The sequence below is a fragment of the Streptomyces sp. NPDC003456 genome, assembly GCF_042878735.1.
Lineage (GTDB): Bacteria > Actinomycetota > Actinomycetes > Streptomycetales > Streptomycetaceae > Streptomyces.
The window spans coordinates 479,624-494,828 of the sequence record NZ_JBIAOK010000003.1 but is presented as its reverse complement, the minus strand read 5'-3'; the positions used below and the strand labels follow the sequence as shown (position 1 = coordinate 494,828).

Here is a 15,205-nt window from a genome sequence, read left to right as displayed (position 1 = left end):
CCAGGAGAAGCGCGGAAGCCGCCTGCGGCGGTCCCTGCCCCGACTCCGGTCCGCGCCCCGCCTGTTCGGCAGTTCCCGGGGACTCGCCGAACAACAGCCCCGCCCGCCGCCGCAGTTCCTCCGCCGAGGCGTCCGCACGTGCACGCGCATGCCGCTGCCCGGACCGCCCGCGCGTGCCGGAGCGGTGCCGTCGGTCGCGTCGGTCCCGACGGTGCCGTACGCGTCCGTCGGACGTCGGCCCTCGGCCCGGCCCACTGGTCGCCGGCCCCGTGTGTGAACGTGATCGAAGTGCCATGCGGTGAGGATCGGCCACACCGGCCCATCCGCGATGATCTTGTTCGAAACCCGTGGACAACCCACAGCCTGTGGACAACTCCGTCCCTCACGGGAGTGAAGCGCCCGCACCGTTCACCGGGGCGAGACCACGACCCCCAGCAGCCCGGGCCCGGTGTGCGCTCCGATGACCGCCCCGACCTCGCTGACATGCAGATCCGCCAGTCCGGGCAACCGTGTCCGCAACCGGTCGGCGAGGGCCGACGCCCGGTCGGGGGCGGCAAGATGGTGCACGGCGACGTCCACCTGCGCACCGCCCGCGCGGTCGGCCGCGATCTCCTCCAGCCGGGCGATCGCCTTGGACGCGGTCCGCACCTTCTCCAGCGGTTCGATCCGCCCGTCGGCCAGTTGCAGCAACGGCTTCACCGCGAGCGCCGAACCGAGCAGGGCCTGCGCCGCACCGATACGGCCGCCCCGGCGCAGGTAGTCGAGGGTGTCGACGTAGAAGTAGGCGGCGGTGCCCGCGGCCCGCTTCTCCGCGGCGGTGACGGCCTCGTCCACCGTGCCGCCCGACTCGGCCGTCTCCGCCGCCGCGAGCGCGCAGAAGCCGAGTGCCATGGCGATCATGCCGGTGTCCACCACCCGCACCGGCACCGGCGCCCGGCGCGCGGCGAGGACGGCCGCGTCATAGGTGCCGGACAGCTCGGCGGACAGGTGGAGGGAGACGATGCCCGTGGCACCGGACGCGGCGACCTCGCGGTAGGTCTCCTCGAAGAGCGCGGGCGCGGGCCGCGAGGTCGTCACGGGGCGCCGCTTCTGCAAAGCCTGGGCGAGGGCGCGGGTGGAGATCTCGGTGCCCTCCTGCAGGGCGCGGTCGCCGAGGACCACGGTCAGGGGGACCTCGGTGATGCCGTGCCGCTCCATCGTCCGGGCCGGCAGGTAGGCCGTTGAATCGGTGACGATCGCGACATGGCGGGACATGAGCTGGAGGTTACCTGCCGTAGTGGCCGTGCGGCAGCCCGGCCCCGGTGCCCCGGGGCGCGCGTGGCCGGATCAAGTGGTGCTCTCGGGGCGGGGCTTCTTCTGCCAGGGGTAGGTCGGGCGGGGTGCGGGCGCCGTGATGGCCGGCCGGGTCACCGGCTCCTGCTCGGGGCCGGACTCCGTGGTCTCGGGCCAGGTCTGCCCGGCGGCCGGGGCGTCCGCGGCCGGGGCGTCGGGCCACGGGCGTGCGGTGGTCCGGGGCTTCGACGCGGACGTCCGCCCGGCCCCCTGCGCCTCGGGCGTCCCCTGGGCGGGAGCGGGCGTGGGCTCCGCGGTCGTCCAGTGCCGCAGGGCGCCGGCCTCCACGTCGATCTGCGCGCTCAGGGTGTCCAGGTCGTCGCCCGCGAACCGGCGGGCGCGGTCGCGGACGGCCCAGCGCAGCGCGTCCGCCGACTGCGTGATGCGCTCGGTGCGCTCGCGCAGCTCGGGCAGGCGCTCCCGCAGGGCGGTGCGGTCCGGCTCGGACTCCAGGCGCTTGAGCTCGCCGTCCAGTTCGTGGCCGTGCGCGCTGAGCCGCTGGAAGAGGCCGATGGACTCCTGCACGGACTGGTCGTCGGGGGCGGCCGCGTCCAGTGCGTCCTGGGTGGCGCGCATGGAGGTGCGCAGCCTCAGCCGCAGCTGGGCGAGTTCTCCCGCGGCGCCGGTCTGGGCCAGGGACCTGGCCCGCAACGTGTGGTCCTCGACCGTGCGGCGGGCCTGGCTGATGCCGCGGTCCACGCTGCGCTTGGCGGCGCCGACGGCCTTCACTGTGGCGTACGCGCCGAGCGCGACGAGGAGCACGAAGAGCAGGGCGAAGACTGCGATCACTGCTTCCACAAGGGCTCCTCCTCAGGGCGCCACGGCACACCTCACGTCGCTCTCCACGGTAAACGCAACAGGCAGGCCCGGAGTTCCGGAAAAACCCCGAACCTGCCCGTAGGGGACCACTAGGGGGCCACGGGGGGACCGTCGGGGAACCACCGGGAGGTCGCCCCCACCGGCGGCCCCGCGGCCCCGCGATCTCACGGCCTCACGGCCCCGCGATCTCACGGCCCCACGGCCCCGGCGCTCACGCCGGGACGATGTTCACCAGCTTCGGCGCGCGCACGATCACCTTGCGGATGCCGGCCCCGCCCAGCGCGGCGACGACCTTCTCGTCGGCCAGCGCGACCTTCTCCAGCTCGTCGTCGGAGATCGACGGCGGCACCTCCAGCCGCGCCTTGACCTTGCCCTTGATCTGCACCACGCAGGTCACGGTCTCGTCGACGACGTACGCCGGGTCGGCCACCGGGAAGTCCTGGTGGACCACCGAGTCGGTGTGGCCCAGCTTGCGCCACAGCTCCTCGGCGATGTGCGGGGCCAGCGGCGCGACCATCAGCACCAGCGGCTCGGCCACGGAGCGCGGCACGGGCCCGCCCACCTTGGTCAGGTGGTTGTTCAGCTCGGTGACCTTGGCGATGGCGGTGTTGAACCGCATGCCCTCCAGGTCCCCGCGCACCCCGTCGATCGCCTTGTGCAGGGCGCGTAGCGTGTCCTCGTCCGGCTCGGCGTCGACGACGGTGACCTCCCCGGTCGCCTCGTCGACGACGTTGCGCCACAGCCGCTGCAGCAGCCGGAACTGGCCGACCACCGCGCGCGTGTCCCACGGCCGGGAGACGTCCAGGGGTCCCATCGCCATCTCGTACAGGCGCAGGGTGTCGGCGCCGTACTCGGCGCAGATCTCGTCCGGAGTGACCGCGTTCTTCAGGGACTTGCCCATCTTGCCCAGCAGCCGGGAGACCTTCTCGCCCTGGTACCAGTAGGCGCCGTCGCGCTCCTCGACCTCGGCGGCCGGCACGGCGATGCCGCGGCTGTCGCGGTAGACGTAGGCCTGGATCATGCCCTGGTTGAACAGCTTGTGGAACGGCTCCGCGGAGGAGACGTGCCCCAGGTCGTACAGCACCTTGGACCAGAAGCGGGCGTACAGCAGGTGCAGCACGGCGTGCTCGGCGCCGCCGACGTACAGGTCGACACCGCCGTGCGGCATGCCCTCGCGCGGGCCCATCCAGTACTGCTCGATCTCGGGGTCGACCAGGCGCTCGCTGTTGTGCGGGTCCAGGTAGCGCAGCTCGTACCAGCAGGAACCGGCCCAGTTGGGCATGGTGTTGGTCTCGCGCCGGTACTTCTTCGGTCCGTCGCCCAGGTCCAGGGTGACGTTGACCCAGTCCTCGTTGCGCGACAGCGGCGTCTCGGGCTGGGTGTCGGCGTCGTCCGGGTCGAAGGTGCGGGGGCTGTAGTCCTCGACCTCGGGCAGTTCCAGCGGCAGCATCGACTCGGGCAGCGCGTGGGCGATGCCGTCCTCGTCGTAGACGATCGGGAAGGGCTCGCCCCAGTAGCGCTGGCGGCTGAACAGCCAATCGCGCAGCCGGAAGTTGACGGTGCCCTCGCCGACGCCGGTGCGCTCCAGCCACTCGGTGATGCGCGCCTTGGCCTCGGCGACGCCCAGGCCGTCCAGGCTGACCTGGTCGTTGGACGAGTTGATGATCCTGGCGTCGTAGGAGGAGAAGGCGTTCTCCCACGTGGCGGTGTCGGTGCCGCGGCCGTCGGTGGGCTCGACGATGCAGTGGACCGGCAGCTCGAAGGCGCGCGCGAACTCGAAGTCGCGCTGGTCGCCCGCGGGCACGGCCATGATGGCGCCGGTGCCGTAGCCCATCAGCACGTAGTCGGCGATGAAGACCGGGACCTGCTCGCCGTTGACCGGGTTGGTCGCGTAGGCGCCGATGAAGACGCCGGTCTTGTCCTTGGCCTCGGCCTGGCGCTCCACGTCGGACTTGGCCGCGGCCTGGGCGCGGTAGGCGGCGACGGCCTCGGCCGGGGTCGCGTGGCCACCGGTCCACACCTCGCGGGTGCCCTCCGGCCAGGCGGCCGGGGTGAACTTCTCGACCAGCGGGTGCTCGGGCGCCAGCACCATGTAGGTGGCGCCGAACAGGGTGTCCGGGCGGGTGGTGAAGACCGTGATGCGCTCGCCGTCGATGGGGAAGTCGACGCGGGCGCCCTCGCTGCGGCCGATCCAGTTGCGCTGCTGCAGCTTGATGGCCTCCGGCCAGTCCAGCGCGTCCAGGTCCTCCAGCAGCCGGTCGGCGTAGGCCGTGATGCGCATGTTCCACTGGCGCAGCTTGGCCTTGAAGACCGGGAAGTTGCCGCGCTCGGAGCGGCCCTCGGCGGTGACCTCCTCGTTGGCCAGCACGGTGCCCAGCCCGGGGCACCAGTTGACCGGCGCGTCGGAGGCGTAGGCCAGCCGGAACTCGCCCAGGACATCGGCCCTCTCGGCGGCGCTCAGCTCGCTCCACGCGCGCGTATGCCCCGGCACGGGCCGCTCACCGGACTCGAACTCGGCGACCAGCTCGGCGATCGGACGGGCCCGGCCGGCCTCCTGGTCGTACCAGGAGTTGAAGATCTGCAGGAAGATCCACTGGGTCCACTTGTAGTAGTCCGGGTCGATCGTCGCGAACGAGCGGCGCTTGTCGTGGCCCAGGCCCAGCCGGCGCAGCTGGGCCTTCATGTTCTCCATGTTGGCCTCGGTGGACACGCGCGGGTGCGTGCCGGTCTGCACCGCGTACTGCTCGGCGGGCAGGCCGAAGGCGTCGAAGCCCAGGGTGTGCAGGACGTTGTGGCCGGTCATCCGCTGGAAGCGCGCGAACACGTCCGTGGCGATGTAGCCCAGCGGGTGGCCGACGTGCAGGCCGGCACCCGAGGGGTACGGGAACATGTCCATGATGAACTTCTTGGGGCGGGCGACGGTCTCCGGGTCGCCGGCCAGGTCGCCCTTGGGGTTGGGCGCCGCGTAGGTGCCGTCGGCGTCCCAGAAGTCCTGCCAGCGCGCCTCGATGTCGGCAGCCATGGCGGCCGTGTAGCGGTGCGGCGCCGCCACCTCGGCGGCGGCGGGGTTCGTCTCGCTCATGATCCTCAAAGCTCCATCGATCGTCTCTGCCTGCGGCTGTCTGGTTCGAGAAACGAAAAATCCCCTCGCACAGGAGGGGACGCCGCGCCGATGCCGGCCACTCACTTCGTCCGGTGGCCGGGACTGATCAGCGCGGCCCGCTAAGCAGAAGGCGTACGGCACGCATGGCGTTAGGGTACCGCAGGCCCTCAGCGCGCCGCGACGCGCTTGTCGACGGGCCGCTCGGCACTCGGACGCTGAACCAAGGTCAATAGTTACTTCGCGTAACAGTCGCTATGGGGCATCACAACAACCACAATGTCCTTTGATAACAACGCAATAACTCAAACCTGCTACCGATCGGTATGGCTCCGCTTAGAGTGCGGCAGCGGGACCGCTGCTTTCCCGAACCGCTCGGAGTTGCCCCCATGAACCCTCTTCGCAGTATCAGCTCGCCACACCCGGCCGCCGGGACGTGGGGAGGCCGGTCGTGAACCCCTACGACTCCACGGCGGACGACTCGTTCGCCGAGTTCCTGAACTTCGGCGCCGGCGTGCTGTCCCTCGTGTGCCTGTCGTGCTCGGTGATCTGGGGCCTGGTCGCCCAGGACCGGATCCTGCTCGACGCGCGCCGGCGCATCCTGGCGCAGGCCGTGCACCGGACCACGGCGGTCGCCTCGATCGTCTTCCTGCTGGTGCACATCGGGGTGAAGCTGGCACTCGCCCACACCTCGTGGATCGCCGCCGTGATCCCCTTCGGGCTGCTGCTGACCGACGAGGAGCTGGTCACCGGCCGGGCGTTCCTGATCGGCCTGGGCACCCTGGCGGGGCTGCTCATGATCTTCGTGGGCGTCACCGGCGTGCTGCGCAACCGCTTCGCCTCCCCGGCGCCCGTCGCGGCCCGCTGGCGCGCGATGCACATGCTGGCCTACCCGGCCTGGTGCGCCGCCCTCGTGCACGGCCTCTACGCGGGTCGCGCGGCCAAGCCGATCTTCGTCGTCCTGTACTGCCTGTCCCTGGCCGGCGTCACCGCCGCCCTCGCCCTGCGGGCCGCCCCGCGCCCGGTGAAGCGCAAGGTCGCCGACCGGATCGCCGCTCTGATCGGCCCGGGAGAGGGGCAGGGGCGCAGGGGCCTGGAGGAGAGCCGGGCCCGGGCGACCGGCGGCGCGACCCTGCCCGGCTACGAGGGCCGCAAGGCCGGCGCCGGGCGAGAGGACTCCGCACCGCGCTACGAGCAGGCCGAACGCCCCTCGCCGCAGGAGACCACGGGCGGCTTCGCCGCGGCCTACCGCGCGGTGTCGACCCCTCCCCTGGGCCGCCAGGCCTACGCCCCGGGACCCACCACCAGCATGGAACTGCCGCTGGACCTGCAGCCCACCCAGGTCGTCCCGACCGTGGACGGCCCGTCCAGCACCTCGGGCAACTGGCCGATCCCGTCCCCGCCCCCGGTCGGCGAGGCCCCGCCGTCGGCCTACGACCCGCTCCAGGACACGGGCTTCAACATTCCGCCCTACGACCCGCTGCAGGACACCGGACAAAGCATCCCGGCCTATGGCAATCCCGGCGCCGACGGCTACGGATCGAGTGATGTGTACGACACGGGTGAGACGAATGCCGGGCGCGGCACGTACTACCCCGACGACACGTACAACAGCGGTCCCGCCACTGAAACACTGCCCGGTGCGTCCTACGACTTCGACGCACCGGGATCGGGCGAACCTTGGAACACGCCTTCCGGAGGCTTTAAGTGAACGAGGCCCTGCCCGACGTTCCCGAAGTCCGCGTGGTCGGACTTCCCCAGCTCACGTCGGGCTTCGACCTTGTCGATCGGCTCGATCTGCCCATGCACCTCAAGGTGCACGGGCCGCTCGAGCCGATGGGCGGTGAGCAGCTCGCGCAACTCGCCGAACGCATCAACCTGAAGGGCCGCGGCGGCGCGGGCTTCCCCTTCCACAAGAAGCTGCGCTCGGTCGCCGAGGCGGCGATCAAGCGCGGCGTCCGGCCGGTCGTCGTCGTCAACGGCAGCGAGGACGAACCGGCCTGCCGCAAGGACACGGTGCTGATCAACCGTGCCCCGCACCTCATCCTGGACGGGGCGCTGCTGTGCGCCGAGGCCCTGGGTGCCCGCACGCTCGTGGTGGGGGTCACCCGGGAGTCGACGCAGCGCTCCATGGAGGCCGCGCTGGCCGAACGCGGCCTCAGCAACGGCCGCAGGTCGGCCCTGCGCGCCCGCGTGCAGCGCAACCCGGTCCGCATGGTCACCGGCGCCGCGGCGTCGCTGATCCGCTCGATCGACGGGGGCCCCGCCGTCCCGCCCGGCCGCAAGGTCAGCGCCTCGCAGAACGGCGTCGGCGGCGCCCCCACCCTGCTGTCCAACGCCGAGACCTTCGCCCAGCTGGCCATCGCCGCCCGGATCGGCCCGGAGCGCTACGGCAACACGGGCCTGTACGACGAGCCGGGCACCGTCATGCTGACGGTGTCCGGGGCGGTCGCGCGGCCCATGGTGATCGAGGTCCCCACGGGCGTGCCGCTGCGCTACGTCCTGCAGCTGGCCGGCGCGCCGCCGGTCCCCCAGGGGGTGCTCACCGGCGGCTACCACGGCAAGTGGATCGACGCGGCGACGGTCAACGAGGCGATCGTCTCCCGCAACTCCCTGGACGCGGTGGGCGGTTCCCTCGGCGCCGGGGCGATCCTGCCGATCAGTCAGGACACCTGCCCCCTGGGCGAGTCGCTGCGGGTCGCCCAGTGGCTGGCCGAGGAGAGCGCGGGCCAGTGCGGCCCCTGCTACCTCGGCCTGCCGGCCGCGGCGCGCGGCCTGGAGGACATCCTCAACGGCGGCGGGCCGGCGGCCCTGGAGGCCCTCAAGCAGGTCGCCAAGAACGTGAAGCGGCGCGGGGCGTGCTCGCACCCCGACGGCTCCGCGATGTTCCTGGAGTCGACCATCAAGGCGTTCACGGACGACCTGGCCGCCCACGTCCTCGGCAACGGCTGCGGACGGCGCGTGGAAGGTGTCCTGCCGCTCTTCGAGGGGGGCAGGGCCCCGACGGGCCTCCCGGGCGGGGAGTCCGAGGAGCAGGGCCCCAGCCGCCAGAAGATCTTCGTGGACTGGACGCTGTGCCGGGGCCACGGCCTGTGCGCGGACATCCTGCCCGAGGTGTTCCAGCTGGGCGCCGACGGCTTCCCGACGGTGGCGCAGGCGCAGGTGCCGCGGTACGCCGAGGCCAAGGCTCTACGCGCGGTGCGCCGCTGCCCGGCGCTGGCCCTGCGCATCGAGGAGGACACCCGCGGCCAGGCCCCCTCCCGCAACCTTCCGGTCCTCTCCCAGGGCCGCGGCCGCCGCGCCCTGGGCCGCTGACCCCCACCTCGGGGGCGGACTCCCCTCCGGGGGAGCCCGCCTCCGTCGTACGCACGACGACGAAGAAGGCGGGCCATCCTCTTGGATGGCCCGCCTTCTCATCTGCTGTGGAGCTAAGGAGAATTGAACTCCTGACCTCCTGCATGCCATGCAGGCGCTCTACCAACTGAGCTATAGCCCCTTGCGGTGTCGCCCTCCGGGTTTCCCCGGCGGCGACGCCAACATTACTGGTCCTGCGGGCCCAACACCAAATCGGTTTCCTCGTGCCCGATATGACCGCTTTGTCGACCGGCTGCGCCTCAGGCCGTCACGAACGAGTAGAACCGCTTGAGCGTGCAGTGCTCCTCCAGGAGCCGGCCGTAGATCGGCTCGCCCTCCAGCTCGCGGTACGTCTCGATCGGGTCGCCTTTTATGATCAGCGCCCGCGCGCACTCCTCGCACCAGTACTGGTAGTCGGGGTTGATCGGCTCCATGTCGCGGACGATCGGCGTACCGCTGCCGCACCAGTCGCACTTCCGCCTGTGTGCACCCATCGATCAGCTCCAGCTGTGGCCGCAGGCCGTGCACACGTAGGAGATACCGCCGTTGTCGCCGAGCATCTGGGCCACATGCGCGGAACCGCAGGAAGGGCAGCTGAGGCGGGTGGACATCACCGGTGGCACCGCTGAGCCGAGGAGGTGATCGGCCTCCTCGAGGATGCTCGCAGGCATCGCTACTCCCTCCCGTCGGGTCGCGCCCCCTTCCGGCCGTTTGATTCTGCCACGGCCGGACCAATACGGTCAGCGACGCCTCAGTACCAGTCCGGACACGGCACCCGGCGGGGCCGTAGAGATATACGCCCCGAACGGCCCGGACGACTCAACCGCGCGCATGAAAAATCCCGCCCCCTGACGGGAACGGGATCTTGATGTGGAGCTAAGGAGAATTGAACTCCTGACCTCCTGCATGCCATGCAGGCGCTCTACCAACTGAGCTATAGCCCCTGGTGTTCTCTCCCCGCTGGCGGGGCGAACAAGAAGAACTTTAGCCTGCGACCTGCCGGAAAGTGAAATCCGGGGTCAGTCGTCGTCTCCGAGCACCGGCTCCGGCAGGGTGCCGGCGTTGTGCTCCAGCAGCCGCCAGCCGCGGGCGCCTTCGCCGAGCACCGACCAGCAGCAGTTGGACAGGCCGCCCAGGCTCTCCCAGTTGTGGGCGTCCAGCCCCAGCAGACGGCCGATGGTGGTGCGGATGGTGCCGCCGTGGCTGACCACGACGAGCGTGCCGTCCTCGGGGAGCTTCTCGACGTGCCGGAGCACCACCGGGGCGGCCCGCTCGGCCACCTCGGTCTCCAGTTCGCCGCCACCGCGGCGCACGGGCTCGCCGCGCTTCCACGCGGCGTACTCCTCGCCGTGCCGGCTGATGATCTCCTCGTGCGTCAGGCCCTGCCAGACGCCCGCGTAGGTCTCGCGCAGCCCCTCGTCGTGGGCGACGTCCAGGCCGGTGAGCACGGCGAGCTCGGCGGCCGTGGCCGCCGCCCGCCTCAGGTCGGAGGCGATGATCGCGTCCGGCTTCAGCGAGGCCAGCAGACGGGCCGCGCGACGGGCCTGGGCGACACCGGTCTCGGTGAGCTCGACGTCCGTGGTGCCCTGGAAGCGGCGCTCCACGTTCCAGGAGGTCTGGCCGTGCCGCCACAGGATGATGCGGCGGCCGCGGCCCGGCCTGGCGGCCTCACTGAAGGCGCTCACCGCCAGTCACCGTCCAGCTCCGCCGCCTCCTCGGCCGCCTGGAGCTTGGCGTGCTCCTCGGCCTTGCCGCGGGTGGCCCGGGCGTCCTCGGGGAGCTCCAGCTCGGGGCAGTCCTTCCAGAGCCGCTCCAGGGCGTAGAAGACGCGCTCCTCGCTGTGCTGGACGTGCACGACGATGTCGACGTAGTCGAGAAGGACCCAGCGGGCCTCCCGGTCGCCCTCGCGGCGCACCGGCTTGGCGCCGAGTTCCTTGGACAGCCGCTCCTCGACCTCGTCGACGATGGCCTTGACCTGGCGGTCGTTGGGCGCGGAGGCCAGCAGGAAGGCGTCCGTGATGGACAGCACGTCGCTGACGTCGTAGGCGACGATGTCGTGGGCCAGCTTGTCTGCGGCCGCCTGGGCGGCGGTGTTGATGAGCTCCTGGGAGCGGTCGGTCACGGTCACTGCTTGGCTTTCCGTCGGCGGACACTTGTCCTCAAGGGTCTCACGGACGGCAGCGGGCCCCCCACGCGATAAGGACGGTTCGCGTGGGGGGCCCGCTGTGACGGTCCGGCCTTCGCCGCTGCTCGCGCTAGCCGGACGACGGCTCGAAGTCCTGGCCGAGGATCACGACGACGTCGGCGCCGGCGGGGGTCTCGCCCTTGGCGACGGAGCTCGCGGGCAGGCCCAGGGTCTTGGCGACCTCGGTGGCGTGCTCCTTGGCGGCGGCGTCCGCCCACAGGACCCGGGAGGTGGCCCGGGCGGTCGCCGTGCCGCCTTCCAGGAAGGTGAAGCCGCCGTTGAGCAGGACGACGCGGGCCTTCTCGGAGTTGTCCTTCACCCCGGTGGCGTTCCGCACGGAGACGCTCGTGGCGGCGTCCTTGTCCGGGCTCTTGGCGGTGCCGCCGAGGACGTCCCGGACGATCTTCGCGCCGGCCCCGGCGGCGAGCGTCCCGTCGCTCTGGACGGGCAGCAGGTCGGTCCGGTGGTCGCCGCCCTTGGCGAGGTCGGACAGCCCGGCGAGGAAGGTGCCGAGGTCCTTGTCGGTCAGGGACGGGTCGAGGATCTGCGCCAGGGTCTGGATGGTCGTGGTCGCGGCCCCCGGGTCGGAGGACAGTTTGCGCAGCACGCCCTGCATGACCTGGCCGAACCGCTTCAGCTGCGCGGTGTCGGCCTCGCCCGGCGCCCGGTAGGTGGCGTAGGCGACGGCCGTCTTGCCGCTGAGGGTCTGGTCCCGGCCCTCGTTGACCAGGGGGGCCTGGCCCTTCTTCTTCGCTGCCGGGTCGGGGACGTCGGTGTCGGTGTCGACCTCGATGTTGCCGACGAGGTCGACCAGGTTCTGCAGGTAGGGGGTGTCCAGGCGCCAGGTGCCCTCGATGTCGGTGCCGAGCACCGTGTCCAGCGCCTCGCGGGTGCCGTCGGAGCCGTCGTCGTCCACCGACTCGGCCAATGTCGTCGTGGTGCCGTCGTCGCCCGTCAGGGCCAGCGAGTTGGGCACCAGGACGGTCGTGCCCTTCTGCGTGGTGGTGTTGTCCACGAGGAGGGCCGTGGAGGTGCCGCCGCCCTTGGTGTCGTGCAGGTGGACGACGATCACGTCGCGCTTCTGGGCGCCTGCGGCCGTGGTGCCCGTGCCCGTGCCCGTGCCGCCGGAGGACAGTCCGGGCAGCTTGCCCGCGTACCAGAGCCAGCCCACGCCGCCGGCCGCGACGAGCGCGAGGACGACGCTCAGGGCGACGATCCGGCTGCGGGCCCGCCGCCGGGCCTCCTCGCGGCGCTCGGTGCGGTTCTCGGTGAACTTCAGCCAGTCGATGACGTCTTCGGAGTTGTCGTCCGGTTCCTCGACGAAGGCGAACTGCTCGGTGTGGTAGTCCCGTTCCGGCTCGCCGGGGTCCTCGCGCCCGGCCGGGCCGGCCTGCTGCGGGATGTGGGCGGTCTGCGGGAAGGGCTGCTGCGAGGTCTGCTGGGCGGTCTGCCCGCCGTGGGGCTGCCCCGCGTGGAACGGCCCGCCGTACGGGTCGTGCTGCGCGGTGGAGCCGTACGGGTCGTAGCCGTGGCCTTGCGGGTACGTCCGGTCCGCGCCCTGGCCGTACGCGGCCGGGGGCTGCTGCCCGCCGGCGGCGTAGGGGTCGTAGCCGTAGCCCTGCTGGTGCTGCTGGGCGTACGGGTCGTAGGTGTGCTGCTGCGTCTGGACGTGCCGGTAGACGGGCCGGCCGTACTCGTCGTAGCCGACGAGCTCGTACTGGCCGGCGCCGTGGTCGGCGGCCCCCGCGTCGTATCGGTCGTTCACCGGTGCCCCTCTCGGCTCACTCGCCGCGGTACAGCTCGCGCTTGTCGATATAGCGCACGACTCCGTCGGGCACCAGGTACCAGATGGGGTCGCCCTTGGCGACTCTCGCGCGGCAGTCGGTGGAGGAGATGGCCAGCGCCGGGACCTCGACGAGGGAGACGCCCCCCTCGGGGAGTCCGGGGTCGTCCAGCTGGTGGCCCGGGCGGGTGACCCCGATGAAGTGCGAGAGGGAGAACAGCTCCGCCGAGTCCCGCCAGGTGAGGATCTGGGCGAGCGCGTCGGCGCCGGTGATGAAGAACAGGTCCGTGTCGGGGTTGAGGGCGCGCAGGTCGCGCAGGGTGTCCACGGTGTAGGTGGGCCCGCCCCGGTCGATGTCGATGCGGCTGACGGAGAACTGGGGGTTCTCGGCCGTCGCGATGACCGTCATCAGGTAGCGGTCCTCGGCCGGTGAGACGCTGCGGTGGCTCTTCTGCCAGGGCTGCCCGGTGGGCACGAAGACCACCTCGTCGAGGTGGAACGCGGCGGCGACCTCGCTGGCGGCCACCAGGTGGCCGTGGTGGATCGGGTCGAAGGTGCCGCCCATGACGCCCAGGCGGCGCTTGCCGGTCTCCGACGGGCTCTTGCCGGGTCCGTCGATCTGGCGCGACGCCGCGGCGGCACGGCGGGGCTCCGGGTGCCGCTCGGTGCCGCTCACGGTGTCCGGTCGGTCGTCGTGCGGCGTGTCGTTCGCCGGACCGGTAGGCATGTCCTGCTCTCCCATGCGTGCAGACCCTACCGGCCCCGCCCGAGGGCTCCGGCCGCCCCCGTGGTCCCCGGGGCGCCCCGCGGGGGGCGCCCGGCCGGGCTCAGCGGTCGCGGTTGAAGCGGGTGGTGATCCACAGCAGGAGCAGCAGGATGAAGAGGGCGCCGCCACCGGTGAGGTAGGGGCTGAGGCTCTCGTGGTTTCCGCCGTGCTCCTCGCCCTCGGCGGCGAGGGTGACCAACTGGGCAGCGGTGCTGTGGAAGCTCATCTTCGGCAGGACCTATCGCGTGTGGGCGGGATAAAGACGTCGGCTCATCGTAAGCGGGCGCCCCCGCCGCGATCACCCCGACTCCGCCTGTTCGTGCCGCGGACCCGCGCGGCCCCCCGCGGCACGGCCGCCGGGCCGCCCCCGACGCCCACCGGACGGGCACCGGCCCGGTCCCCCGGGGCCGGGGCCCGGTGGGGAACCTTCCCGATCCGTCAGTCGTCCTTGTGTCTGTAGCCACGCAGCAGGAACCACGCGGTCAGCGCGGAGCCCACGAGCATCACCAGGAGCACGATCCGGAGGATCCCCGGTCCTCCTCGGCCGTCGGCGGTGTTCGCGGCCTGCGTGAGCCAGGCGGCCGCGAGGTGGTGCTCCATGGCGGTGGTCTCCTTCGCTGTACTGCCCGACCACCGTAACTCCGCCTAGTCTGGGCTCCGCCCAGCAAGGGCAAAGGGCCGCACAAGGGGCCGCAAAGGTCATACAGACGCATGGGGGAAGACATGTCCGACGGCCACGAGCACCACGGGCACGAGCGGGTGCCGAGCAGGCAGCGCAGGCGCTTCCCCGGGATCTCCTCGCGCGCCTACGAGCATCCGGCCGACCGCTCCGCCCTGGTGGCGCTGCGCAAGCTGAGCGGTTTCGACACGGTGTTCAAGGCGCTCAGCGGCCTGCTGCCCGAGCGCAGTCTGCGGCTGCTGTTCCTGTCCGACTCGGTGCGCGTCTCGGACCAGCAGTTCTCGCACCTGAACGTGATGCTGAGGGACGCCTGCTACATCCTGGACCTGGAGAAGGTCCCGCCGATGTACGTGACGCAGGACCCGCAGCCCAACGCGATGTGCATCGGCCTGGACGAGCCGATCATCGTCGTCACGACGGGCCTGGTCGAGCTGCTGGACGAGGAGGAGATGCGGGCGGTCGTCGGCCACGAGGTCGGCCACGCGCTGTCCGGCCACTCCGTCTACCGGACGATCCTGCTGTTCCTGACCAGCCTCGCGGTCCGCGTGGCCTGGATCCCGCTGGGCAACCTCGCGATCATGGCGATCGTGACGGGGCTGCGGGAGTGGTTCCGCAAGTCGGAGCTGTCGGCGGACCGGGCGGGGCTGCTGGTCGGGCAGGACCTGCAGGCGTCCATGCGCGGCCTGATGAAGATCGCGGGCGGCAACCACCTGCACGAGATGAACGTGGACGCCTTCCTCGCCCAGGCCGAGGAGTACGAGGCGGGCGGCGACCTGCGCGACTCGGTGCTGAAGATCCTGAACGTGCTGCCCCGCTCCCACCCCTTCACCACCGTGCGGGCGGCCGAGCTGAAGAAGTGGGCCGCGTCGCGGGACTACCAGCGGCTCATGGACGGCCACTACGCGCGCCGTGAGGACGACAAGGACACCTCGGTCCGCGACTCCTGGCGCGAGTCGGCGAACCACTACGGCAGCACCGTGAAGAACTCCAAGGACCCGCTGATGAAGCTGGTCACGGACATCGCGGGCGGCGCCGGCGACCTGGGCGACCGGGTGCGCCGCGGCTTCGGCGGATTCACCGGATCGGCGCAGCAGCGCCCCGGGGACACGGACACGCCGGGTTCGTCGGACACTCCCGGGGACGACCGTCCGCCGGGCGGCGGCAGGTAGCCGGGCGGCGGCAGCCGT

The 15,205-nt window shown here is 71.8% G+C and carries 14 protein-coding genes and 2 tRNA genes; 3 read left to right on the top strand and 13 right to left on the bottom strand.

Annotated elements, in window-relative coordinates; genetic code table 11:
• Positions 1-408 precede the first annotated feature (408 nt).
• The 3 genes from ACFYWG_RS13195 to leuS all read right to left on the bottom strand — a co-directional run bounded on the left by ACFYWG_RS13195 (position 409) and on the right by leuS (position 5,233).
• Positions 409-1,254, bottom strand: a complete 846-nt coding sequence (locus tag ACFYWG_RS13195) for a DegV family protein (protein ID WP_376323024.1) — start codon at positions 1,252-1,254, stop codon at positions 409-411.
• A 72-nt stretch (positions 1,255-1,326) separates the two neighbouring features.
• Positions 1,327-2,130 (bottom strand): hypothetical protein, encoded by an 804-nt coding sequence (locus tag ACFYWG_RS13190; protein ID WP_389201207.1) that lies wholly within the window; start codon positions 2,128-2,130, stop codon positions 1,327-1,329.
• 232 nt (positions 2,131-2,362) lie between these two features.
• A complete protein-coding gene (gene leuS / locus ACFYWG_RS13185; RefSeq protein WP_389201205.1) occupies positions 2,363-5,233 on the bottom strand; it encodes a leucine--tRNA ligase in 2,871 nt (956 codons plus the stop codon).
• 469 nt (positions 5,234-5,702) lie between these two features.
• On the opposite strand from leuS, the gene ACFYWG_RS13180 reads away from it, so the two are divergent.
• Positions 5,703-6,962, top strand: coding sequence for a cytochrome b/b6 domain-containing protein (locus tag ACFYWG_RS13180; protein ID WP_389201203.1), 1,260 nt, complete (start codon positions 5,703-5,705; stop codon positions 6,960-6,962).
• Positions 6,959-8,566 (top strand): NADH-ubiquinone oxidoreductase-F iron-sulfur binding region domain-containing protein, encoded by a 1,608-nt coding sequence (locus ACFYWG_RS13175; protein WP_376323017.1) that lies wholly within the window; start codon positions 6,959-6,961, stop codon positions 8,564-8,566. Before ACFYWG_RS13180 ends, ACFYWG_RS13175 begins: the two co-directional genes overlap by 4 nt.
• Before the next feature lie 108 nt (positions 8,567-8,674).
• Here ACFYWG_RS13175 and ACFYWG_RS13170 read toward each other — a convergent pair.
• The 10 genes from ACFYWG_RS13170 to ACFYWG_RS13125 all read right to left on the bottom strand — a co-directional run bounded on the left by ACFYWG_RS13170 (position 8,675) and on the right by ACFYWG_RS13125 (position 13,939).
• A tRNA-Ala gene (locus tag ACFYWG_RS13170) sits at positions 8,675-8,747 on the bottom strand.
• 118 nt (positions 8,748-8,865) lie between these two features.
• A complete protein-coding gene (locus ACFYWG_RS13165) occupies positions 8,866-9,099 on the bottom strand; it encodes a hypothetical protein (RefSeq protein ID WP_006136074.1) in 234 nt (77 codons plus the stop codon).
• A gap of 3 nt (positions 9,100-9,102) precedes the next feature.
• Positions 9,103-9,276 (bottom strand): hypothetical protein, encoded by a 174-nt coding sequence (locus ACFYWG_RS13160; RefSeq protein WP_383509898.1) that lies wholly within the window; start codon positions 9,274-9,276, stop codon positions 9,103-9,105.
• 200 nt (positions 9,277-9,476) lie between these two features.
• A tRNA-Ala gene (locus ACFYWG_RS13155) sits at positions 9,477-9,549 on the bottom strand.
• A gap of 75 nt (positions 9,550-9,624) precedes the next feature.
• On the bottom strand, positions 9,625-10,296 hold the full coding sequence (locus ACFYWG_RS13150; RefSeq protein WP_383509922.1) for a histidine phosphatase family protein: 672 nt from the start codon (positions 10,294-10,296) through the stop codon (positions 9,625-9,627).
• Positions 10,287-10,733: a ribosome silencing factor gene (gene rsfS, locus ACFYWG_RS13145; protein ID WP_376323015.1), complete on the bottom strand. Its 447-nt coding sequence runs from the start codon at positions 10,731-10,733 to the stop codon at positions 10,287-10,289. Before rsfS ends, ACFYWG_RS13150 begins: the two co-directional genes overlap by 10 nt.
• A 127-nt stretch (positions 10,734-10,860) precedes the next feature.
• Positions 10,861-12,555, bottom strand: a complete 1,695-nt coding sequence (locus ACFYWG_RS13140; RefSeq protein ID WP_389201200.1) for a LytR C-terminal domain-containing protein — start codon at positions 12,553-12,555, stop codon at positions 10,861-10,863.
• Between the two features lie 16 nt (positions 12,556-12,571).
• Complete coding sequence (gene nadD / locus ACFYWG_RS13135; RefSeq protein WP_383509904.1) at positions 12,572-13,315, bottom strand: nicotinate-nucleotide adenylyltransferase; 744 nt, start codon at positions 13,313-13,315, stop codon at positions 12,572-12,574.
• Between the two features lie 85 nt (positions 13,316-13,400).
• Positions 13,401-13,565, bottom strand: coding sequence for a hypothetical protein (locus ACFYWG_RS13130; protein ID WP_003990192.1), 165 nt, complete (start codon positions 13,563-13,565; stop codon positions 13,401-13,403).
• Between the two features lie 212 nt (positions 13,566-13,777).
• Positions 13,778-13,939, bottom strand: coding sequence for a hypothetical protein (locus tag ACFYWG_RS13125; protein WP_376323009.1), 162 nt, complete (start codon positions 13,937-13,939; stop codon positions 13,778-13,780).
• Between the two features lie 123 nt (positions 13,940-14,062).
• Between ACFYWG_RS13125 and ACFYWG_RS13120 the strand changes: the two genes are divergently transcribed.
• Positions 14,063-15,187, top strand: coding sequence for a M48 family metalloprotease (locus ACFYWG_RS13120; protein ID WP_383509925.1), 1,125 nt, complete (start codon positions 14,063-14,065; stop codon positions 15,185-15,187).
• Positions 15,188-15,205: the final 18 nt, after the last annotated feature.

Coding starts and splice junctions, on each gene's coding strand:
- nadD (WP_383509904.1), bottom strand. CDS start 13,315: ATGGGAGAGCAGGACATGCCTACCGGTCCGGCGAACGACACGCCGCAC.
- ACFYWG_RS13120 (WP_383509925.1), top strand. CDS start 14,063: ATGTCCGACGGCCACGAGCACCACGGGCACGAGCGGGTGCCGAGCAGG.
- ACFYWG_RS13195 (WP_376323024.1), bottom strand. CDS start 1,254: ATGTCCCGCCATGTCGCGATCGTCACCGATTCAACGGCCTACCTGCCG.
- ACFYWG_RS13160 (WP_383509898.1), bottom strand. CDS start 9,276: ATGCCTGCGAGCATCCTCGAGGAGGCCGATCACCTCCTCGGCTCAGCG.
- leuS (WP_389201205.1), bottom strand. CDS start 5,233: ATGAGCGAGACGAACCCCGCCGCCGCCGAGGTGGCGGCGCCGCACCGC.
- ACFYWG_RS13130 (WP_003990192.1), bottom strand. CDS start 13,565: ATGAGCTTCCACAGCACCGCTGCCCAGTTGGTCACCCTCGCCGCCGAG.
- ACFYWG_RS13165 (WP_006136074.1), bottom strand. CDS start 9,099: ATGGGTGCACACAGGCGGAAGTGCGACTGGTGCGGCAGCGGTACGCCG.
- ACFYWG_RS13125 (WP_376323009.1), bottom strand. CDS start 13,939: ATGGAGCACCACCTCGCGGCCGCCTGGCTCACGCAGGCCGCGAACACC.